Source organism: Mesorhizobium sp. ZC-5, from assembly GCF_025753855.1.
Classification (GTDB): Bacteria; Pseudomonadota; Alphaproteobacteria; order Rhizobiales; family Rhizobiaceae; genus Neomesorhizobium.
The window spans coordinates 1-22,315 of sequence record NZ_JAOWPT010000015.1 but is presented as its reverse complement, the minus strand read 5'-3'; the positions used below and the strand labels follow the sequence as shown (position 1 = coordinate 22,315).

Sequence of the window (22,315 nt, the reverse complement as noted above, 5' to 3'; positions counted from 1 at the left end):
ACACTTACCTAGCTGCATATTGGTGGCGTTTGCTACCTAATGCCGAATGTAAGCCTAGAGCCCTGCCGAGTCGTTACATGGCAGGTTGTCAGATGTAGGATCGCCGGGTGAACGGTTCCTGGCACAAGCGAGCCAATCAGATACGGCGAGCCTTGCAACTCCAACCTGGCATGGAAACGTCTTATTTCGACACATCTCGAAATATTCCTTGACTGTCATTGGAAGCAGCGCCTAATTTATTTCCATGAATGTCGAAACAGCAGCAAAGCAACTGGAAGCCCTCGGCAACCCGACACGATTGCGGGTCTACCGGGCACTTGTGCGGGCTGGTGAGGAAGGCCTTCCGGTTGGCCATCTGCAGGACAAGATCGGCATCGCCGCGTCGACACTTTCCCATCATCTGCACCGATTGATCGCGACAGCTCTCGTCACCCAAGAGCGACAAGCAACGACGCTGATATGCCGCGCGAATTATCCGGTCATGCATGGGCTGCTGGGTTTCCTCGCAGACGAGTGCTGTGTGGACGCCGTTTCAATCAAACGGGACAACGCGGCCTGAATCCTCTCTTTTTTGACATCAATTTCAATAATCCCGGAAGAATGGAATATGATATCGGCAGTTTCAGTTGGGCACCGGCGCAGCGCCATCATCTGGGGATTGGGTCTGACCCAGGTCATAGGTTACGGGACGCTCTACTACAGCTTTTCCATCCTCGCCCCGGAGATGGCCAAGGATTTTAACTGGTCACAGGAATGGGTGTTCGGGGTGTTTTCCGGGTCCCTCCTTTTGGGCGGGTTCGCTGCCCCTTCCATTGGTCGGTGGATAGACAGTTACGGAGCCGGGCGCATGATGTCGCTCGGGTCCGTCATTGCCGCGCTTGCTCTTGTGCTTTGTGGCTTCGCACCCGAGCGGGTGACATTCACAGTCGGGATGGTCGCCATCGAAATGGCTTCGGCCTTCGTGCTTTACAATGCCGCGTTCGCCCTTCTGGTGCAGGTCACGCCACATACGGCACAACGGAGCATAACCCACCTCACACTGATAGGCGGCTTTGCCTCAACCCTGTTTTGGCCGATCACATCCCAACTCCACCAGCATCTCACGTGGCGGGAGGTTTACCTCGTCTTTGCGGGCATCAACCTGTTCGTCTGCCTTCCCATCCACCTCTGGCTGGCGTTCATGATGAAGGCCGGCAGCCTGCGCGATGCATCGGCCCCGGCGTCCCGCATCCCCGCGGTGGTCGGGAGCATTTCGATCGAGGATCGCAAGAAGGCGTTCTTTTTGATGGCCGTCGGTTTTGCCCTGGAGGGATTTGTGCTTTCCGCCCTGCTGATCCACATGGTCCCGCTTTTGACGGCTGTCGGAATGGGCGCGAGTGCGGTCCTGGTCGGGACGGTGTTCGGTCCATCCCAAGTCTTCAGCCGCTTCATCAACATGATGTTTGGAAAGGGCCTGTCGCCGCTCATTTTGGCCGTTATCTCTGCGGCTTTCCTAGTAGTCGGCCTGTCCGTGCTGCTGACCACAGCCCCGTGGATATCCGGCGGCATCGCCTTCGCCATTCTATTCGGCCTTGGCTCGGGTCTCACAAGCATTGTGCAGGGATCCCTGCCGCTGCACTTGTTCGGCTCGGACGGTTACGGAGCCATGCTGGGCCGGATTTCAGCAATCCGTCTCATTGCCTCGGCGCTGGCTCCATTTCTCTTCTCGTTTTTGATAGCTCGCATCGGTACCTGGTCAGCACTCTCTGTCGCGATCGTGCTCGGCATCGCGGCCGCCGCGGCCTTCGCCAGCATCGGCCGAGTTCGCCAGCTACATGGACTCGCATCGGAAACATGACCGGATGGCATGGCGCACGCCACTGCGTCTGCTTTCCCTATCTAACTGCCGTGCAGTGCGTCCGTCGCTTGACCTATGGAGTATCCCGCGCCGCGAACGGTCCTGATGATGTCCCGGGTAGCCTTCAGAGACTTTCGCAGTCTGTTGATGAAGACGTCAACGGCTCGCCCATCCATGTAGACGCTATTGCCCCACACGCGATCCCTGAGCTGTTCTCTTGAAATCACGCGACCGGGATGCTGCATCATGAACTCGAGAAGCCGAAACTCAGTCGGACTGAGTTGGACCGGGCGGCTTTTCCGGAATACCTGGTGCTGCCGACGATCGAGCGTAATGTCATGGACGACAAGCACGTCTGACAGCACTTCAGGTTTAACGCGCCTGAGCAATGTCCTGACTCGCACGGTGAGTTCGGGAGTCGTGAAAGGCTTGACCAGATAGTCGTCAAATCCGGTCGAGAGTTCGCGCACACGCTCCTCACCTCGTGCCGTCAGCATGATGATCGGAAGTTGCATTGTCTCGGGTCGCATGCGCAAGCGCTTGCCAAGCTCGGTGCCTGAAACGGCCGGCAGCATGCGGTCGAGCACCAGGAGATCGGGCAAGTAGTCTTGTAGGCGGATTTCAGCGTCGCCGCCGCGGGTGACCATTTCGACGTCATAGCCTTCGGTCTCGAGGGCGTACTGGATCAGCATGCAGAGCGGCCCGTCGTCCTCGACCACCATGATTTTCGGTGGGATCATTCGTTACCTCGCTGCTGCGTCACCGACCAGCACCCTCCTCCCCGTCGACAGTCATACCTCGCGGATAGCGTAGCCAGCGCCGCGAATGGTGCGGATGACGTCGGGCATGCGCCCGTTGTTTACCGCTTTGCGCAGCCGTCCGACATGCACGTCGACAGTGCGCTCGTCGATGTAGATCGTCTCGCCCCACACATTGTCGAGCAATTGGCTGCGCGAGAAAACGCGGCCGGGATGCTGCATCATGAATTCGAGCAGCCGGAACTCGGTAGGCCCGAGCCGGATCTCACTCTTCTTGCGGTAGACGCGGTGCGCCTCCCGGTCGAGCACGATGTCGCCGACCTTGAGCACGCTGGAGAGCACTTCCGGCTTGGCGCGGCGCAACAGCGCCCGCACGCGAGCGATGAATTCCGGGGTGGAGAACGGCTTCACCAGATAGTCGTCGGCACCGGTCGAAAGGCCTCGCACACGGTCGCTCTCCTCGCCGCGCGCCGTCAGCATGATGACCGGCAGGCGCTCGGTTTCCGGCCGCATCCTGAGGCGGCGGCACAGTTCGATACCGGAAACGGCGGGAACCATCCAGTCGAGCACCAAGAGGTCGGGCACGTTTTCCTGAAGCCTGATCTCGGCCTCGTCGCCGCGCGTCACGACTTCGACCTGATAGCCTTCGGCCTCGAGATTGTAGCGGAGAAGGACGCACAGCGGCTCCTCATCCTCCACAACCATGATCTTCGGAGCAATCATGTGGCTGTCGTCCTTTCGGTCGTCTATTCGGCGAGTGCCGCTGTCATTCCGGTCTCGTCGAGCTTCGGCCGATGCGGCGGCAACTGCGTGCCGGTCATCACGTAATAGGCATTCTCGGCGATATTGGTGACATGGTCGCCGATCCGCTCCAGGTTCTTCGCGCAAAACAGAAGATGGGTGCAGGCGGTGATGTTGCGCGGATCTTCCATCATATAGGTAAGGAGTTCGCGAAACACCGCCGTGTACTGGATGTCGATTTTCTCATCGTCGGCTCTCAGAGGCTTCAGGCTTTCAGCCTCACGCGCCACGTATTTGTCGACGACGCCCTGCACCTGGGTCAGCACAAGTGCTGCCATCGTTTCGATCGAGTGCGACAGGTTGCGCGGCGTGGTGCTCTGGCCGACCGCGCCGACCCGCTTGGCGATGTTCTTGGCAAGGTCACCGATCCGCTCGAGGTCGGCGGCCATGCGGATCGCGCCCACTACGGCGCGCAGATCCTGTGCCATCGGCTGCCGTTTGGCGATAAGCGTGATCGCTCGGTCGTCGAGTTCGCGCTGCTTGGCATCCATGATGGTGTCGTCGGATATCACCCGCTGGGCAAGCGGGTTGTCCGACAGCAGCAGCGACTTGGTCGCCGACTGCAACATCGCCCCGGCAAGGTCACCCATGTCGCGGATGAGCTGGTCGATATGTTCGAGCTCTTCGTCGAAAGACGCGACGGTATGTTCGCGCATCATTCTCTCCTCGTCATTCGGTTGCGAGGCGGAGCGGCTCAGCCGAACCGGCCCGTGATGTAGTCCTGGGTGCGCTTGTCGTCGGGGTTGGTGAACATCTTGTCGGTCGCACCCTCCTCCACGAGATAGCCGAGATGGAACATGGCGGTCCGCTGTGAGACGCGCGCCGCCTGCTGCATCGAGTGCGTGACGATCACGATCGTATAGTTTTCGCGCAACTCGTCGATCAGTTCCTCCACCTTGGCGGTGGCGATCGGATCGAGAGCCGAGCAGGGTTCGTCCATCAGGATCACTTCGGGGCTGACGGCAATGGCGCGTGCGATGCACAGCCTCTGCTGCTGGCCGCCGGAAAGCCCGGTCCCCGGCTCGTGCAGGCGATCCTTGACCTCATTCCACAGCGCCGCTTTGTGCAGGCTGGATTCGACGATCTCGTCGAGGTCGGACTTGCCTTTAGCCAAACCATGGATACGCGGGCCGTATGAGACATTCTCATAGATCGATTTCGGAAACGGATTGGGTTTCTGGAAGACCATGCCGACGCGGGCGCGCAACTCCACGACGTCGATGTTCTTGTCGTAGACGTCCTCATTGTCCAGCGTGATCTTGCCGGTGACGCGGGCGATTGAGATGGTATCATTCATGCGGTTGAGGCAGCGCAGAAAGGTCGACTTGCCGCAGCCTGAAGGGCCGATCAGCGCCGTCACCTGGTTCTGCCGGACATCGAGATTGACGTCGAACAGAGCGCGCTTCTCTCCGTAGTACACCGAAACCTTGTCGCCTTTCATCTTGATGGAAGGCTCGTTGGTATTGGCCGACAGGTTCCGTTCGATATCGGCTTCAGTCATGATGTTCATGTCCTTTACTCCGCTACCAGCGCCGCTCGAAGCGTTTGCGCAGGATTACCGCTATGGCGTTCATGATGATCAAGAACACGAGCAGGATGAGAATGGCCGCCGACGTTTTCTGCTGGAAGCCAGGTTCAGGAAAATCCGCCCACATGAAAATCTGCACGGGCAGGATCGTTGCAGGGTCGGTGAAGCCGCCTGGAATGTCGACGATGAATGCCACCATGCCAATCATCAGCAGCGGCGCGGTTTCGCCCAGCGCATGCGCCATGCCGAGGATGGTGCCGGTCATGATGCCGGGCATCGCCAGCGGCAGAACGTGATGGAACACCGTCTGTACCTTGGAAGCGCCGATGCCGAGTGCTGCTTCACGAATCGAAGGGGGCACCGCGCGTATGGAGGCGCGCGAGGCGATGATAATGATCGGCATCGTCATCAGCGCCAACACCATGCCACCGACCACCGGTGCGGAACGGGGTAGTCCGAAGAAGTTCAGGAAAACGGCCAATCCGAGCAGACCGAAGACGATGGACGGCACCGCCGCGAGATTGTTGATGTTTACTTCGATAAGGTTGGTCCAGCGGTTCTTCGGAGCGAATTCCTCAAGATAAATAGCCGCCGCAACACCGATGGGGAAAGCGATGGCAAGCGTCACCACCATCGTCAGAAAGGATCCGACCACCGCGCCCCACACGCCTGCAAGCTCCGGTTCGCGGCTTGCGCCACCGGTGAAGAAGATCGTGTTGAAACGGCTTTCGACGAGATTCTGGCCCTTCAGTCCTTCCAGCCAGACAATTTCCTTGTCCGATATCTTCCGCGAACTCTCCGGTGCGTCGATGACCCGCAGCTTGGCTGCGCCGCCCGCCGCCTGGGCTGTGCCCTGCGGCCTCACGATCACCGTACCTTTGGCAGTCGAGCCGTCGTTCGCGGCAGGAGAGACCTCGGTTAGCTTGATGATGCCGCCGTTTACTTCCAGCAGTAGCGAAGCCGCGCCGCTGGTGAGGTTGAGAACTCCGTTTTCACCTTCGGTGGCACCGGCGGCGTGGGCAAACGTGAGGATGTCGCCCTTGTCGAAACCGAGGTCCACATCGCCGCTATCGGCTGAAACTGTAACCGCCGACTGGAGTGGAACAACGCTGCCTTTGGCCGCCAAGAGGCCCTTCAAATAGAGATCGGCGAAGTCATCGACCGGAACGGCGTAATCCACCGTCTTGCCGAGCATCGAAGGGTCCCTGGCAATGTCCTGGCGCAACTGAAGCCCAGCGCCGGTCGAGATCATTCCACGCACCAGTCGCCTGTCTTGGCGGCTTGTCGCATCCGGAATCTTGGCCGCCAGCGCCTCCTGAATGATTGCATCGTAGTTGACGCTGCCCAATGCCCCCGGATCGACCTTTGCAGTGGAAAGGTCGACGGGCAAGGTCATGTAATTCATCCGCAACGCTGGCCAGGCCTGCGTGACGATCGTCGAAAGCAACAGCACCAGGAACAACGCCGACACAGCGATGGCTGCAGCACCAATCCACTTGAACCGCTGCTCCGCCGCGTAACGCTTTTTCAGGCGCGCTTTGGCCGCATCGTCGGCATGTATGCTTCGGGGCCGGATGGCGGCACCCATTGTCGTCGAGGTCGTATCAGTCATATTGTTCCCGATATTTCTGGACGACGCGCAACGCGACGATGTTCAGCGCGAGTGTGATGCAGAAGAGCACAAGACCGAGCGCGAACGCGGCGAGCGTCTTGGCGCTGTCGAATTCCTGGTCGCCGACCAGCAGGGTTACGATTTGAACCGTGACAGTGGTGACGGCCTCGAGCGGATTTGCTGTCAGGTTGGCGGCGAGACCGGCGGCCATCACGACGATCATGGTCTCGCCGATAGCCCGGCTGACAGCAAGCAGCATGGCGGAAACAATGCCAGGAAGTGCTGCCGGCAACACCACCTTGCGAATGGTCTCCGACTTCGTCGCACCAAGTCCTGCTGAGCCATCACGCAAAGACTGAGGTACTGCATTGATGACATCGTCGGAAAGCGACGAAACGAAGGGGATGATCATGATGCCCATGACGACGCCGGCGGCCAGCGCCGATTCAGACGCTACACCCAGTCCGACGCTTTCGCCGAGGCCACGAAAGAAGGGCGCTACGGTAAGCGCGGCGAAGAAACCATAGACCACCGTCGGAATGCCGGCCAGGATTTCAAGGATTGGCTTAGCGACGGCGCGAACCGGTTTGGAAGCGTAATCCGAAAGATAGATCGCAGCCATGAGACCGGTCGGCGCTGCAACCAGCATCGCGATGAAAGTGATCAACAGCGTTCCGACAAAAAGCGGAACCATGCCGAAAATGTTCGGGTCGACAGCACCCTGTTGCGTTCCAGCGCCGGTGAATGCGCTCTGCGGGCTCCAATGCGTGCCGAAAAGGAACTTGTGGATTGGCACCTGCTGGAAGAACCGAAGCGATTCGAAGATCAGCGAGAGCACGATGCCAATCGTGGTCAGGATCGCGACCGCGGAACACGCAATGAGAAAGATCCGTACGATACGCTCGACTATGTGTCGCGCCCGATACGCCGGTGCGATTTTCCCGTATCCCCAGACGAAACCGGCGAACGCCAGAACCGCACAAACAGCCACGATGGCCCACACGCTTCTCGCATGGACCGTTTTGTACAAGGTGGCAGCCGCCTCCTTGGTCGCGTCGGTGAAGCCCACCACGCCACCGAAGGCGATGGCTCGGGCGTCACGTATGAAGGCTTCTACCTGAGGAATACCCAGGCCACCGAGTTCGGTGGCGAAGTTGCTTTTTACGATATTGGATTCGATGCCGGGCGTGATCAGCGACCAGACTACGAGCGCCAGCAGCGCGGGCACGACGCTGACCAGCGCCAGGAACATGCCGTGCTGACTGGGAAGCGAGTGAAGTTTGGAGGTTTCCCCGCCCACACTCGACAACGCTTTAGATCGCCCGGCAAAATATGCGGCCAGGAAAAGAGCAATCAGCGCGAAAACCAGATAGGTGACCATTGCCGAAACCTGCAATCGCTACTTAAAAAATCTGCCAACCGGCCAAACCAAAGCATGGAAACCGGCCCGGAACAGAGACATCCCGGGCCGATTGAAATTCTGATCAGGAACCCATGCCCTTGAGAGCCTTGGCTTCCTCGGCCGACTTGGCTCGTTCGGCGTCCGGCAGCGGGATCAGGCCCTTGTCGGCGAGATAGCCTTCGGGACCCCAGGCGGCGTCCGACGTATACTCGGCGATGAACTCTTCGATGCCAGGGATCACACCAACATGTTCCTTCTTGGCGTAGATGAACAGCGAGCGCGAAATCTTGTAGTCGCCGGACGCGATGTTTTCGAAGGTCGGCTCGACGCCATCTACCTTGTGGCCCTGCAGCTTGTCGGCATTCTGGTCGAGGAACGAGAAGCCGAAAACGCCGAAAGCATTGGCGTTGGCTTCAAGCTTCTGAACGATCAGGTTGTCGTTTTCACCCGCTTCGATGAAAGCGCCGTCTTCGCGGATTTCCGGGCAAGCCTTTTCATTGGCAGCCTTAACTTCGTCCTGGCAGGCTTCGAGCATGACCAGTTCAACGAAAGCGTCGCGCGTGCCTGAGGTCGGGGGCGGGCCGAGCACTTCGATCTTGGTGGCAGGCAACGAAGCATCGACATCCGACCAATTGGTGTAGGGATTCGGCACGACCTTGCCGTCGACGGCAACGTTCTTGGCCAGCGCCTTGAAAATCTGCTCCTTGGTCAGATCCACAACGGTGCCGGCTTTCGAATTCGCAAGCACGATACCGTCGAAACCGACCTTGATCTCGACCGGCGTAGCGCCATTGGCCTTGCAGGTTTCAAGTTCGCTGTCCTTGATGGCGCGCGAGGCATTGGTGAAGTCGGGGGTGTTTTCGCCGACGCCGGAGCAAAACAGCTTGATGCCGCCGCCCGTACCGGTCGACTCAACGACGGGGGTCTTGAACTTGCCGCCCTGGCCGAGCTTCTCGGCGACAGCGGTGGTGAAGGGGAAGACCGTCGAAGAACCGACGATCTGGATCTGATCGCGCGCAGCCGCAAGTCCAGTTGACGCGGCGATCGCAAATGCGGCGACGGTGGTCGCCAAAAGAGTTTTATTCATTTCGCCTACTCCTGCTCGGAATTTTTCCGGACGCCCCACTAGGCACCCGAGGTGTCCTTAGCCCTCGTTTGTTACAGTTGGATGACAGTTCTGTTGCACATAAATGTCAGGCAGGATGGGCCGAACATGGCAGCATGGCGCGCCGAAGCGTAACGTCGGCCATGACCTTCGGTTTCAGCAACCGGAGAAGGGTTCGTAGCGGAGTTGTGTCGCCATGTCGATGGAGTTCGGTTGCCACCAGATGGCAATTATTTACGCGCTTGCTCAAACAGTTCAACGAAGTTGCCGGACGGGTCGACCAGCAGGACCTGAGAGCCGCCGGGACCTTTGACAATGTCATTGCGAAACTGGACCCCAGCGGCCTGTAGTCGGGCCACTTCAGCAGACAGATCGTCGACAACCAGATGGATGCGGTTCCATCCGCCAGGGTGGGGCGTTTCGCCATCTGCCATCGGCCGTCCAGCCGAACTCGTTGGCCCGCTAAGCAATAGCCGCAACGCTCCGCGCTGTACGTCCGCGAAGGCGGGTGCATGGTTCGACAAAAGCGAAAAGCCAAGGTGGCTCGTATACCAGGCGATGGCGGCTTCGACGTCGTCAACCATGTAGCGCATATTGACAGTAGATTCTGACATTTCGGCCTCACAACCACCGAGCTAGACGAAGCAGAATACCCCGCGTTCCCCTTGATCGCTACTCTTCGCCAAACTGTCACGACGCTGGATGCTCGTCAGCAGCCCGAGGCCGAATTTAAACAAAACCTAGACAGGCAGGCGTATTTGAGCTCGCAGGCCACCGATCGGTCTGTTGAGCAAGGTAAGATCGCCACCGTGGGACTTCACTATGGAACGAGCGGTGGCCAGTCCCAGTCCGACGCCGCCCGTTTCCGTACTTCTGGAGTTGTCCAGTCTCACAAATGGGTCGAAAACTGCTGTCAGCTCGCTCTCGGCAATTCCAGGGCCGTTGTCATCAATTGTGATAATGATGATGTCTTCAACCACGTTTACGCCGATCTCCGCTCCGCCCCCGTAGCGAAGCGCATTGTCCAGAAGGTTGGTGACAGCCCGCTTCAGCTGCAACGGATGACATCGGATCGGCACCCGGTCGGAAACCGGGACAGATATCTGGTGACCATTCGCGGCGAGATCATCGGCAGCTGCCTCCAAAAGGGCGACAAGATCGACTGATCGAGCTTCTTCATCGTTAGCGTCGTCCCGTGCAAAGTTGAGCGTGGCCTCGATCATTTGGCGCATCTCGTCGATTGTCCGGACCATAGCCGTCCGCAGTTCGCCATCGTCTACCATTTCAACGCGCAGTCTCAACGAGGTAAGCGGCGTACGGATATCGTGGCTGACTGCCGCGAGCATTTGCGTCCGATCGCGCACAAATTGAGTGAGACGCTGCTGCATGATGTTGAATGCTGTCATCGTATCCCGGACCTCGACCGGCCCCTTGGCCCTCAGGCGATGGACGTCTTCTCCACGACCGATGCGTTCCGCCGCATGTGCCAGCTCGCTGAGTGGTCTTGTGATCCGATGAACGACAATGGCAACCACAATGAGAACCAGAATGCCGCTCGCCGCCATCGGGATAAGCCACCGCCACAGCCTTCGATTTGAAGGCTGCAATGCCGATATGCTGCTTAGCCAACTTCCATCACTCAACTGAACCGAAATATGCAGTTCGGTCGGGGCCTCTCCATAGAGATAGGCCCAGCCGAAAGAGCGCCGTTCCTCGTTCTCCAGCAGATTGATGCTTACGCCACCCTCTCGGGGAGCCAACAGCATGCGCATCTCCTGGGCAAGCTGTGTTTCAGGTTCGCTCATTTCGCTGTCGGGCTGCACGTGCAAGGTGACTTTAAATTGATGATCGCGCGAGCTCGTGGACTGAACGAGTTCACCACGGAGGTCCTTGGGTGTAAGTTCAAGGATTTTTACGAGCGAGCCAATGCGATCGACGGCCTGGCTGCGGTCCGCCGCACGCAGCAAATCCGTGCTCTCACTCGAAAGAATTGCCAGGCTGAAAAGATGCGCAGCTATGATTCCGATTATGAGAAGCGTGCCCAGTTGTCCGGCCAGGGTAGAAGGCAGAAGACGCCTCATTTGACGTCCTTCACCTCCGAGGCGAAGACATATCCTCTCCCCCATACGGTTTGTATCACGCTCGGCTTCTTTGGGTCCGGCTCGATCTTCCGGCGAAGTCGACTGATCTGGTTGTCGATGCTGCGATCGAACATCTGTGGTTCCCGTCCACTCGTCAGATCAAGGAGCTGATCGCGAGAGAGCACGATACCGGCCCGCTGGGTCAAAACGACCAGCAGTCGGAAGTCGGCGGCACTAAGAGGTATCGAAAGCCCGTGGCCGTTGACGAGCTCACGTCGCCCCAAATCGAAAATCCAGCTTCCGAAGGCGACGCGCCCATTTGGCGAGGCATCGCGTGTCCTTGGAAGAGCGTTGGAACGCCGCAGAACGCTTTTGATCCGCGCCACCAGTTCCAGGGGCTCGAACGGCTTGACGACGTAATCGTCGGCCCCGACTTTCAAACCGACGATACGATCAATGGTCTCTGCCCTGGCCGTCAAGAGTATCATCGGCGTGTCCATCGCCTCGCGGACGTAAGCGCACAGCGAGAGGCCATCTTCGCCAGGCATCATGATGTCGAGCACGATCAGATCGATCGCACCCTTGGCGAGGACCTCGCGAGCGACTGCGGCATTGCTTGCGGTGGTGACGCGCATTTCCTGCTTCTTCAGAAACGCCGCCAGCGGCTCGCGAATGTCGCGGTGATCGTCGACGACGAGGATATGCGGGACAGGGTCCATCAAGTCGTCCTGAACATCGGTTTCAGTGGCTCGCGCATGCCTGGTCCTCTTCCACATCTCTGACTTGACGGAGCCCCGGTTTTAGAACCCGATCGGTTCCTCAGTTATCCTTGTGCCTGTGGCTCGCGCGGAAAATTTGTAACCAGATGTCTCGGATTTTCCCGTTGCGACAAGTTGCGACACTTTAGGCAGCCTCAGCCACTCGCACGCGGTGGCGGCACCACAATTCAGAGCTATTTCGACAATGCGCGGACAGTTCAGCTGACCCACCGCATCTGTTGTCCGTGGGTGGAAGACAGATCCCATGAAGTAACCATAAAGGAATGCTGGTCATGAAAAAACTCACCATTTCGGCGTTTGTAGTCGCCATCCTTGCGGCTGGCTTACCGTCCGAAAGTGCGCTGGCACAAACGGCTACCGCACAGCCAGAGAAGACGACCGTTCGTCTCGCGACTGTTCGCACGCCTCGTGATGGTGGATTGCTGGATGAACTGATTGCGAGCTTTGAAAGCCGCACGAACTATCGCGTTGAAGTCAATGTCGGAAAACTCGTCTACGAGGACGCCAAAGCCGGAAAGGCCGACGTTGTTCTGTCTCACTTCGGTCATAGTCACCTCGGGGTAGAACCCTTCGTACAAGAGGGCTACGGGCTTTGGCCCCAGGCCGTTCTGTTCAGCCGGGACGGTTTTATTATTCCTGAGGGAGACCCGGCCAAGGTGGCAGGTCTCACGGATCCCGTCGAGATATTTAGGCGCATCGCCGAAAGCGGCTCGCCGTTCATTGCGAATAACGATGAATCCCACAACTATGCTGTTGAAACGCTTTGGCACGCAGCGGGCTCCCCTGACCGCAAAGGGTGGTATCTCGATCTTGATGCGAAAAACTCCAAGGTGGCCGAGCTGGCTGCCAGCAAGAACGCTTATTCGGTTTGGGGGGCTACCGCGTTCAGGGATTGGCAGAGCAAGACGGGCGATACTCAGTTGAGCATGGTTTTGCCTGACGGCCCGATCATGTCGCGACTGATGGTGGCTGACGTCGTGAACCCGGAGCGCTTTCCGGACGCAAACGTGGAAGGTGCCAAGGCATTTGTGCAGTTCCTGCTGGAGCCGGAAACCCAGGCCCAGATAGCAGGCTTTAAGTCCGAAAAGTTTCCCGCCGCGCCGTTTCTGCCAGCTGGGCGCAACAATGTTGACGGGTCACTCTCTTCAGGATCCAGCAATTAAGATCGACCAGGGCGAAGCTACCCCGATGGGCCGAAGAGGCCTCTCAAGTTAAATGCGGGGTCGGTGTTGCACGGGTGGAATCTCTCAGTCCACTCGTGTGACAGAACTCGGCCTTACTCCGATGAATTCAATTTCGATCACGTGCGGGAGAATGGAATGAGCGTGGACGTGGAAAGTTCGGAGACCACCAAAGGATCAGTCTCAGAGGTATTCGCAGCATTTCTCAAGTTGGGCCTCACCTCCTTCGGCGGTCCGATCGCGCATCTAGGCTATTTTCGCGATGAACTCGTTGTACGCCGCCGTTGGCTCACCGAAAGCGCTTACGCTGATCTCGTGGCTCTCTCCCAGTTTCTTCCGGGACCCGCCTCCAGCAAGGTCGGGTTCACCTTGGGGGTAATGCGTGGCAATGGCCTCCTGGGTGGCTTTGCCGCTTGGCTTGCTTTCACGATGCCTTCAGCCTTGGTCTTGTTTGCCTTCGCGCTCGGGGCTTCGGCATTCACCGGACCGGTTGCCGATGGCTTCATCCATGGCCTCAAGTTGGTTGCCGTTGCCGTTGTCGCTCAAGCGATATGGGGGATGGCCAAGAACCTCACGCCTGACCGCCAACGCATCGGAATCGCACTAGCCGCCGTGGCGATAGTCGTGGCACCCAGCGGGATGCTCGGCCAGATCGGAGCGATATTGGTCGGGGCGATTGCAGGCTTGTGGCTTTGCGCGTCCAATGGCGGGCCTGTCACAGGTCATTTAGAGTTCCCCATCACAAAGCGGGCTGGAGCAACCGCACTCATCGTGTTCGCATCGCTGCTGATAATTCCGCCCGTCCTCGTGAGTGTGACGGGGAACCAAGCCATCGCGCTGTTCGACGCCTTCTACCGTTCAGGGGCTCTCGTCTTTGGAGGCGGCCATGTGCTGCTACCTCTATTGCAAGCCCAGGTCGTCGCTCCAGGTTGGGTGTCCAACGAGACATTTTTGGCAGGCTATGGCCTGACCCAGGCCGTGCCGGGTCCACTCTTCACCTTCGCCGCCTATCTTGGCGCGGTGATGGAGCCGAGCCCGAGTGGTATTATGGGTGCATCGATTGCGCTCATTGCGGTTTTTCTGCCCGGCGGGCTTCTCGCTTATGGCGTCTTGCCGTTCTGGGACATGGTGCGTGCTCGCCCGACGGCGCAAGCAGCCATGCGGGGAGCCAACGCCGCTGTGGTCGGCATTCTTGGTGCTGCATTCTACAATCCCGTGTGGACGAGCGCCGTCCTCGCTCCGGTGGATTTCGCTTTGGCACTTACTGGTTTCCTGCTGCTGACCGTTTGGAAATTACCTCCTTGGACAGTTGTCGTCCTGCTAGCAGCCATTGGAACGGTCTCCGGATTGGCCACTCACTTGGCGTGGATTTGATGCATGCGCTCTGAGAAGTCCCCAAGGCCGATTTCAGACTGGCAGCTTTCGGCCATCGAAGTCCCGAAGCCGACATTGGCGAGGCAGTCTAGTTGCCTAGACGCGACGGGAGGCGGACATCTCAGCTCCTTGGCAGGCGACTGCTTTCCTCACTTGTTTCGGATGTTGCGGAATAGCAAAAACGCGGGTTTCGATTCAATGTAGTCTTGCGACGTGGGTGTGGCTTGTCCCAAAAGTTTTGGCGAGGGTAACCGAAGGCAGTTCGCCAAACTGCCGCTTGTACTCGCTGGAGAACTCACCGAAGTGCCAGAAGCCAAACCGTGAGGCCACGGTTGTAACCGTTCGCTCGGAGGAAGGATGGGTGAGCGCCCGGCGCACGGCGTTGAGGCGCAGTTCGAGTAGCATGGCTTTGGGTGGACGACCAAAGGCCTCCACGCAGGCAACAGCGAGTGTGCGTTCCCTCACTCCCAGCGCTTCACACATTGCGCTGACGTTGACGGGTACCTCGAGATGGCCAAGCAGCATGTCCCTTAAGTTCATCGCGACACGAGCGCGTCGGTGCAGAGGTTCCGCGACATCGGTTGACGGCACCATGCCGAGGACAACATCGACGATCTGGCCTTCGATGGCTGTCAACGTGTCCGGTAGGATTGTGCCGTCAGTGCCTTTAAGCAGGGACCGCAGAAGTCTCGCCAAGGCGGTGCCGCGGCGGACGATTTCCTGCTCGGGCATCTTCCAAGGCCGATCCAGATATTTCTTGTCCAGGCAGGGCGTGCCTCTGCGTACCTGCATCCAATGCTCGATCTGGTCGACAGGGATAACCGCCTGAGCCAAGTCGGTATGGCCATTTGCTGTGAACGCGATGTCGTCACACGGTCCGGCCAGGACTGGTTGACCGCTCGCAATTTGCCGTCCCCGCACGTGAATCGTTCCTTCCGCGACGATCGGAAGGCCGACGAACCAGCAGCGCGCCGGCGCGCTGCCGCGCTGCATGATGCCGGGCTTCCAGCGTTCCCGCCCAACCTGCAGCGTGTTGAGCACAACCATGCTCAAGCTGCCTTCGAAGCGCCCCCGGCCGATGTGGTCGTATTTCTGATCCCAGCCGACCGCACTCGCAGCCATCATGTCGAAGTCCGCATAACGGGCTTGGACGGAGGCAAGGATCTCCAGACGTCGACTATCCCGACCGACCGGCCCCGTCATTGGCATTCCCCCTGCGGGATCATCCCAGTCTGTAATACCAGACCTCATCTGGACTGGCTATCGTCGCAGCGTCTGCCGGTGCGCGCTGCTGCGGGATTCCGATAGCGGCCCGCCGTGGTGAGGCGTATCGTCAGATCCGATCCCGGTCCTTCAGTTCAGCCGCAAAGGCATTGATCAAATCAGACGGAGGCACGGCGATGCACATCACACAGAGGGAGGAATCCATGCGCAGAGCACCGGACCAGTCGACTGTTGCCAACGGACATGGCTGGCGAAAAGTGAGGCCGCTGCGCGGTACGGTGGCGATCGCGTGCCTGCTACTCGCATCGCCGGCAACGGCACAATCGACGATCACTGACATCGGTACCCTCGATCCAGCGACTGTGCTTCCCAGCAAACCGCCTGGCTATTCGCCTTATGCGGGCCGCAACTTCCCAAGCCGCGTTTTCTGGGGCGACACCCATCTTCACACCAGCGCGTCGATGGACGCCGGGGCCTTTGGCACCCGTCTCGGCTTCGAGGAAGCCTACCGTTTCGCCCGCGGGGAAGAACTGACTGCGTCCGGCGGCCAGCGCGTGAAGCTCTCGCGGCCGCTGGATTTCCTCGCCATCACCGACCATTCTGACAATATGGGCTTCTTCCCCGCTCTCTTTGCCGGGAAGCCGGAAATGCTCGCAGACCCCACCGGCCGGCGCTGGTACGATCTTGTGCAAAAAGGCGGCGAGGACGGCGTCAAGGCGGCGCTCGAGATCATCGACAATTTTTCGCGCGGCACCTTTCCCAAGGCGCTGGAGTTCCTGCCGGGATCCGACGGTTATCGCTCGACCTGGGATCAGATGATTGCAGCGGCGGAAAAATACAATGAGCCGGGACATTTCACGGCCTTCATCGGCTACGAATGGACCTCGCAGGTGCCGCCCGGCAACAATCTCCATCGTGTCGTAATCTATCGCGACGGCGCGGAGCAGGCGAAGCAGACCCTTCCGTTCACGACCTATCCACCTGCTGGCAGCACCACTCCCGAGGACCTGTGGAAGCATCTCGCGGCCTACGAGGACAAGACCGGGGGTCGGGTGCTGGCCATCTCGCACAACGGCAATCTCTCGAACGGCTGGATGTTCCCGACCGAAACCAATCCCGCTACCGGACAGCCCCTGACGGCGGAGTATGCGGAGACGCGCGCCCGTTGGGAGCCGCTCTACGAGGTGACGCAGATCAAGGGAGACGGCGAGGCGCATCCCTACCTCTCGCCCACTGACGAATTCGCCGGGTATGAGCTGTGGGACGTAGGCAACCTGAACCTCAGCGAGGCGAAGAAGCCCGAGATGCTGCAGGCCGAGTATGCTCGCACGGCTTTGCAGACCGGACTTCAGCTCGAAGGCAAACTCGGCGTAAATCCGTACAAGTTCGGCATGATCGGCTCGACCGACAGCCATACCTCGCTCACCACCGCCGAGGAAGATAACTTCTTCGGCAAGCATTCAGGTTCCGAGCCCAGCCCACATCGCGCTGAACACGAATTCATGCGCAATGGCGACCTATTTCTCACGGGCTGGCAACAGGTCGCTTCCGGTTACGCCGGCGTGTGGGCGACCGATAATACACGTGAGGCGCTCTGGGACGCTCTGCGCCGCAAGGAAGTCTATGGAACGACCGGCCCGCGTATGCTCGTGCGCTTCTTCGGCGGATGGGATTTCACCGATGCGGACGCGCAATCGCGCAGTCCAGCCTTCGCAGGCTACAGCAAGGGAGTGCCGATGGGTGGCGACCTCAGTGCCGCGCCCGCGGGGAAATCGCCGACCTTCCTGGTAGCAGCGCTGAAGGACCCGCTTGGAGGCAACCTGGATCGCATCCAGGTCGTCAAGGGCTGGGTCGACGCGGCTGGCGCTCGCCAGGAGAAGGTTTACGACGTGGTGTGGTCGGACGATCGCGTACCCGGTGCCGACGGCAAGTTGCCGGCGGTCGGCAACACCGTCGACGTAGCGACAGCTACCTGGACAAATACCATCGGTGCGTCTGAACTGATCAAGACCTGGACAGACCCGGATTTCGATCCAGATCTGCGGGCCGTTTATTACGCCCGTGTACTCGAGATACCGACGCCGCGCTGGACCGCCTATGACGCGGTGCGCTTCGGGGTCAGGATGCCCGACGGCGTGCCGATGTTCGGCCAGGAACGCGCGTACACGTCGCCTATCTGGTACACGCCGGGTTGAACGGGAGGCGAAGATGAAGCTCCTGCGGGAACCTCTTCTGCACTTTCTCACCATCGGTGCAGTCCTTTTCGGCGTGTACCAATTCTCGGATGCGGGCGACGAGCCCGCATCCGATGAAATCATCGTCAGCGCCGGTCAAATCCGCAGCATTGCTGCAATCTTTAGCCAAACCTGGCAGCGGCCGCCGAACGCAAAGGAACTGGACGCGCTGGTGGACGAGCACATCCGCGACGAGGTTCTCTATCGCCAGGGCGTGGCGATGGGGCTCGACAAGGATGATACGGTGATACGACGGCGGATACGGCAGAAGATGGAGTTCGTCGCGGATATGACGGCGGACGTCGAGCCAACCGAGGCGGAATTAAAGGCATTCGTCGCGGAGCATCCCGAATGGTTCCGCAGCGAGGCTCGCTTCTCCTTCGAGCAGGTTTATTTCCCGGCGGGCGTCCCGAATGCGGAACGGTTGAACCACGTGCTGCGGGATTTGAACGCGGGAACCGTGGACGCGTCGAGCGTCGGCAGCCCGTTGATGGTGGGAACTGATTTCCGCGACGTGTCGAGGTCAGCCGTTGCCAAGACATTCGGCGACGACTTCGCCATGGGCATCGACAGGTCGGCCCCGGGCGGGTGGAGCGGTCCGGTCACCTCGGCTTATGGCACGCACCTGGTCCGCGTGACAGGTCGCGTCGACGCACGCGAACCTCCCGTTGAGGAGGTCCGCGACGCCGCGCGGCGAGAGTGGCTGCATGCTCGAAAGGTCGTCGCCAACGAGGCGCTGTACCAGCGGCTTCGATCGACTTACGTCGTCAAGATCGACGCCATCCCTCCTGGAGCACTTGAGGAGAGGCGAGCCGAGGTCGCGCCGTGATCCGGTTCCTCATCCTTCTTTGGGTTGCGTTGACGCTGGTCGCCGGGCGCGCTGATGCGCACGACCTTAGACCTGCATACCTGTCCATCACCGAGAGCGCGCCCTCGGTCTACGCGGTGCTCTGGAAAGCGCCAGCAATGGGAGAACGCAGGCTCGCGGTCTATCCGCAGCTGCCCCAGAGCGTGACCGAGCCGACGCCGCGCGAAGGTGTCATTCTCAACGACGCTTACATCGAGCGGTGGTCCGTGCATGCGGTAAAGGGGTTCGCCGGCGAGACCATTACGTTCGATGGGCTGCCCGAGAGCCGCACGGATGTGCTCGTGCGTGTGCAGAGACTGAACGGCGAAGTCAGCACCGCGCGCCTGACGCCGGCCAGTCCTTCCTGGACGGTTCCGGCGGCCAGCGGCTGGCAACAGGTGGCCGCCACCTATGTCTGGCTGGGTGTCGAGCATATACTTTTTGGGGTCGACCATCTGCTTTTCGTGCTGGCCCTCATCCTGCTCGCTGGAAGCTGGCAACGAATTGCGGTCACGATCACTGCGTTCACAGCCGCGCACAGCATCACGCTCGGCGCTGCGACGCTCGGCTACCTGAATGTGCCGGCCCCCCCGGTAGAGGCGGCGATCGCACTGAGCATTGTCCTCGTTGCCGTCGAGATCGTGAAATCGCGACGAGGACAGATGAGCCTCACTGCCCGGTGGCCCTGGCTTGTGGCCTTCGCGTTCGGCCTTCTGCATGGCCTCGGCTTCGCCGGGGCGCTGAGCGAAATCGGACTGCCGCACCACGCGATCCCAGTCGCGCTGCTGTTTTTCAACATTGGTGTGGAGTTGGGACAACTCGCCTTTGCGGTGGCTGTCCTGGCGGCGTTCCGGATTCTGGGTAGGCTCTCAAACGGGGTCCTTCGATCGCAAGCGAACGCGCCGAACGATTGGGCGCGGGCGGCGGCCGCTTATTGCATCGGTGGTGTCGCATCCTTCTGGCTGATCGAGCGGGTCGGCGGGTTCTGGGCATGACGGGAAGCGCAAAGCCGCGCGCCCGGCTCGGTCCCGCAAACCAGAGTGTCGCGGTCTATTCACCGCTGCAGTTTTGGTTCGATAACCTGGAAGCGAGGCGATTTCGATTTGGATGGGATGAACGACGAGCCACGATCCATGGGAGGCACGACGCCATGATGACAAACTACAGGAAAGGCCTCGTCGCAGCCGCGGTTGTCGGTGCGCTGGGCCTCACAGGCGCGTATGCACAGACGCCTGACAGCGTAGACACCCGCATCGGCACTCTCGAGTTCGAGCAGGGCTTTCCTACCGAGGAGACCGCACGCAAGGTCTTCGATGAAATTGACTACCAGCGAGCCGTGCAGGCTTATTTGTGGGGCTATCCGGCGGTTTCGTTCGAGTCCATCCGCATCGGAAGCCTGCGAGATCTCGGCGCTGATCTCAACGACTTCGTCATCGCAGACAATTATGCCAACTCGAAGGCCGTCTGGCTCACCGCCAATGACACCACTATATACGGGCTGACCAACGTGGACCTTGGAAAGACAGGACCTCTCGTCGTCGAGATCCCGCCGGGTGCTATCGTCGGAATCATCGACGACTTCTGGCAGAGATCGCTCACCGATGTCGGCTTGCCCGGACCTGACGGAGGCAAGGGCGGGAAATTTCTCCTCGTCCCGCCCAACTTCGAAGGCGACGTCCCGCAAGCTGGGTATTTCGTAGTTCGGGCAACGTCCAACAACCACAACATCATGATTCGCGGCATCGTTCAGAATGACAACAAGGACGCCGCCGTCGCCAACGTCAAGCAGGTCAAGGTCTATCCGCTGAGCGAAAGCAGCAATCCCAAGCCGAACACATTCTTCTCCATGTCGGAGAAAGGCTCGGACACGCTCCCGCCCGAGGGGATGGCGTTCTGGGAGCGCCTTGCGAGATATATCAACAACAACCCTGTCCAGGAACGTGACCTGTTTTACCTGGCCATGCTCAAGCCATTGGGCATCGAGAAGGGCAAGGAGTTCAAGCCGGACGCCCGGCAAAAGGCCATCCTTGAAGAGGCTGCGCGGATGGGCGATGCCATCGGCCGCGTGATGCTGTTCGAAGGACCCGACCGATTTCACCAGGTCGGTGAAGGTCTCGGAGTCGAGCCGTTCCCCGGAACGAAGTGGCACTGGATTTTCCAGGTGAATCCCGTTCAGCAGACCGATACGTACGGCCAGATCGATGAACGGCTGCACTACACCTACGGCGCGATCTATACGACGCCCGCGCTGGGCGTGATGAAGGCCGGTCCCGGCGGAAACTACATTCAGGCGTTCAAGGACAAGGACGGGAACCGTTTCGACGGCGGAAAGTCGTATCGTCTGCATGTGCCCGCCAACGCACCGGCCGAGCAGTTCTGGTCGCTGACGCTCTACGATACTGCGACCCGCTCCATGATCAAGAACCCGGGCAACGACTCGGCCCGCTCGGGTCTCGACAAGCTCAAGACCAAGGCGGACGGCTCGATCGACCTTTATTTCGGGCCCGCCGGAAGCGCCCCCGCAGGTCTTGAGGCCAACTGGATCGAGACTGTCCCCGGAAAAGGCTTCTACCCAATGATGCGGTTCTACACACCCAAGGAAGGGTTGTACGACGGATCCTGGAAGCTACCGGACGTCGAGGTGGTGAAGTGACAAATCTATGCGGCTAGGACGGAGCGCGCTGAAGTGTCGATTCGGGAGGCGCACGTCCATGGCAATTCAAAAACAAGGCCAGGGAGGAAGGATGGACCACATCGATTTGATGCCTTGCTCGCGTTCGAGTCCGCGCGTTCATATTGGGCAGAAGGAAAAGCAGTGAGCACCAGTAGCGGCCGCTTAGCGCGAGCGACATCGTTTTCCTTCGCCGGGCGTATTCACGGCGTTCTGCTAGCCTCGATCCTTTCCATTGTCCTGTCTGGTTGCGCCGGTCGTCCGAAGGATGTTCTCCTGCCGGTAGCCGACACTTCTCCATCCTCCAGCAGGGTGGAGATGCTGGTTGCAACGACCCGTGGCCGCTCGGCCAATCCAGGTGAGATGTTTACAGGCGAACGCGGACTTGCTCCGGCATTTGCCGACATGACGGTGTCAATTCCACCAAACAATGTCCGCAAGGTTGGTGAGGTAGCTTGGCCAAAGAAACTTCCCCCCAATCCGGCTACCGATTTCGCGGTCCTCAGAAGCGCGGACCTCACCTCGGAGGCTGCGAAGGGATGGCTCAGCGCCTCTGTCAAAAAGAGTCCCGATCGCAGCGTTCTTGTCTTTATCCACGGCTTCAACAACCGGTTCGAGGACTCGGTCTTCCGATTTGCGCAAATTGCCAATGATGCTGGAACCGACAGCGTTCCCATCCTGGTCACGTGGCCTTCGCGTGGCAGCACGTTTGCCTATGGATATGACAGGGAAAGCACTAACTACACGCGCAATGCGCTGGAAACGCTGTTTCAATATCTGGGGCGCGATCCAGAGATAGAGGAAGTTTCCATCCTCGCCCATTCGATGGGGAACTGGCTGGCGCTGGAGGCGCTTCGCCAGATGGCCATCCGCAATGGCGG

The 22,315-nt window shown here is 59.6% G+C and carries 20 protein-coding genes; 9 read left to right on the top strand and 11 right to left on the bottom strand.

What is annotated here, in order from left to right; genetic code table 11:
* Positions 1-244 precede the first annotated feature (244 nt).
* Both OHD58_RS26545 and arsK read left to right on the top strand, forming a co-directional pair.
* Positions 245-559 carry an ArsR/SmtB family transcription factor gene (locus OHD58_RS26545; RefSeq protein WP_263806641.1) on the top strand — a complete coding sequence of 105 codons (315 nt, stop codon included), beginning with the start codon at positions 245-247 and terminating at the stop codon, positions 557-559.
* Between the two features lie 51 nt (positions 560-610).
* The gene (arsK, locus tag OHD58_RS26540; RefSeq protein ID WP_412177303.1) at positions 611-1,837 is read left to right on the top strand and encodes an arsenite efflux MFS transporter ArsK; all 1,227 of its coding nucleotides are present in this window, start codon (positions 611-613) and stop codon (positions 1,835-1,837) included.
* 41 nt (positions 1,838-1,878) lie between these two features.
* Here the strand turns inward: arsK and OHD58_RS26535 are convergent, their stop codons facing one another.
* The 10 genes from OHD58_RS26535 to OHD58_RS26490 form a co-directional block, all read right to left on the bottom strand.
* Positions 1,879-2,577, bottom strand: a complete 699-nt coding sequence (locus OHD58_RS26535; RefSeq protein WP_412177300.1) for a winged helix-turn-helix domain-containing protein — start codon at positions 2,575-2,577, stop codon at positions 1,879-1,881.
* Positions 2,578-2,628: 51 nt separating this feature from the next.
* A complete protein-coding gene (phoB, locus tag OHD58_RS26530; protein ID WP_263806639.1) occupies positions 2,629-3,318 on the bottom strand; it encodes a phosphate regulon transcriptional regulator PhoB in 690 nt (229 codons plus the stop codon).
* Between the two features lie 23 nt (positions 3,319-3,341).
* The gene (phoU, locus tag OHD58_RS26525; RefSeq protein ID WP_263806638.1) at positions 3,342-4,052 is read right to left on the bottom strand and encodes a phosphate signaling complex protein PhoU; all 711 of its coding nucleotides are present in this window, start codon (positions 4,050-4,052) and stop codon (positions 3,342-3,344) included.
* A 38-nt stretch (positions 4,053-4,090) separates the two neighbouring features.
* Positions 4,091-4,906, bottom strand: a complete 816-nt coding sequence (gene pstB / locus OHD58_RS26520; protein WP_263806637.1) for a phosphate ABC transporter ATP-binding protein PstB — start codon at positions 4,904-4,906, stop codon at positions 4,091-4,093.
* A 13-nt stretch (positions 4,907-4,919) separates the two neighbouring features.
* Positions 4,920-6,536: a phosphate ABC transporter permease PstA gene (gene pstA / locus OHD58_RS26515; protein ID WP_263806636.1), complete on the bottom strand. Its 1,617-nt coding sequence runs from the start codon at positions 6,534-6,536 to the stop codon at positions 4,920-4,922.
* A complete protein-coding gene (gene pstC, locus OHD58_RS26510) occupies positions 6,529-7,917 on the bottom strand; it encodes a phosphate ABC transporter permease subunit PstC (protein WP_263806635.1) in 1,389 nt (462 codons plus the stop codon). Before pstC ends, pstA begins: the two co-directional genes overlap by 8 nt.
* A gap of 103 nt (positions 7,918-8,020) precedes the next feature.
* A complete protein-coding gene (locus tag OHD58_RS26505; protein ID WP_263806634.1) occupies positions 8,021-9,025 on the bottom strand; it encodes a PstS family phosphate ABC transporter substrate-binding protein in 1,005 nt (334 codons plus the stop codon).
* Between the two features lie 248 nt (positions 9,026-9,273).
* Positions 9,274-9,657 (bottom strand): VOC family protein, encoded by a 384-nt coding sequence (locus OHD58_RS26500; protein ID WP_263806633.1) that lies wholly within the window; start codon positions 9,655-9,657, stop codon positions 9,274-9,276.
* 126 nt (positions 9,658-9,783) lie between these two features.
* A complete protein-coding gene (locus OHD58_RS26495; protein WP_263806632.1) occupies positions 9,784-11,124 on the bottom strand; it encodes an ATP-binding protein in 1,341 nt (446 codons plus the stop codon).
* Positions 11,121-11,843: a response regulator gene (locus OHD58_RS26490; RefSeq protein ID WP_263806631.1), complete on the bottom strand. Its 723-nt coding sequence runs from the start codon at positions 11,841-11,843 to the stop codon at positions 11,121-11,123. Before OHD58_RS26490 ends, OHD58_RS26495 begins: the two co-directional genes overlap by 4 nt.
* A 332-nt stretch (positions 11,844-12,175) precedes the next feature.
* Here OHD58_RS26490 and OHD58_RS26485 point away from each other — a divergent pair, with 332 nt between their 5' ends.
* Both OHD58_RS26485 and chrA read left to right on the top strand, forming a co-directional pair.
* Positions 12,176-13,066 carry a hypothetical protein gene (locus tag OHD58_RS26485; protein WP_263806630.1) on the top strand — a complete coding sequence of 297 codons (891 nt, stop codon included), beginning with the start codon at positions 12,176-12,178 and terminating at the stop codon, positions 13,064-13,066.
* 156 nt (positions 13,067-13,222) lie between these two features.
* Positions 13,223-14,458, top strand: coding sequence for a chromate efflux transporter (chrA, locus tag OHD58_RS26480; protein ID WP_263806629.1), 1,236 nt, complete (start codon positions 13,223-13,225; stop codon positions 14,456-14,458).
* A 195-nt stretch (positions 14,459-14,653) separates the two neighbouring features.
* On the opposite strand, the gene OHD58_RS26475 is transcribed toward chrA, so the two are convergent.
* The gene (locus tag OHD58_RS26475) at positions 14,654-15,661 is read right to left on the bottom strand and encodes a helix-turn-helix domain-containing protein (protein WP_263806628.1); all 1,008 of its coding nucleotides are present in this window, start codon (positions 15,659-15,661) and stop codon (positions 14,654-14,656) included.
* A 224-nt stretch (positions 15,662-15,885) separates the two neighbouring features.
* Between OHD58_RS26475 and OHD58_RS26470 the strand changes: the two genes are divergently transcribed.
* The 5 genes from OHD58_RS26470 to OHD58_RS26450 all read left to right on the top strand — a co-directional run.
* Positions 15,886-17,877, top strand: coding sequence for a DUF3604 domain-containing protein (locus OHD58_RS26470; protein ID WP_263806627.1), 1,992 nt, complete (start codon positions 15,886-15,888; stop codon positions 17,875-17,877).
* Positions 17,878-17,890: 13 nt separating this feature from the next.
* Positions 17,891-18,745, top strand: a complete 855-nt coding sequence (locus OHD58_RS26465; protein WP_263806626.1) for a peptidylprolyl isomerase — start codon at positions 17,891-17,893, stop codon at positions 18,743-18,745.
* On the top strand, positions 18,742-19,758 hold the full coding sequence (locus OHD58_RS26460; RefSeq protein WP_263806625.1) for a HupE/UreJ family protein: 1,017 nt from the start codon (positions 18,742-18,744) through the stop codon (positions 19,756-19,758). Before OHD58_RS26465 ends, OHD58_RS26460 begins: the two co-directional genes overlap by 4 nt.
* Before the next feature lie 155 nt (positions 19,759-19,913).
* Entirely contained in the window at positions 19,914-21,416 is a 1,503-nt protein-coding gene (locus tag OHD58_RS26455; protein WP_263806624.1) for a DUF1254 domain-containing protein, read from the top strand.
* A 219-nt stretch (positions 21,417-21,635) separates the two neighbouring features.
* Positions 21,636-22,315: alpha/beta hydrolase (locus OHD58_RS26450; protein ID WP_412177302.1), on the top strand; the 680-nt coding region annotated here is incomplete at its 3' end.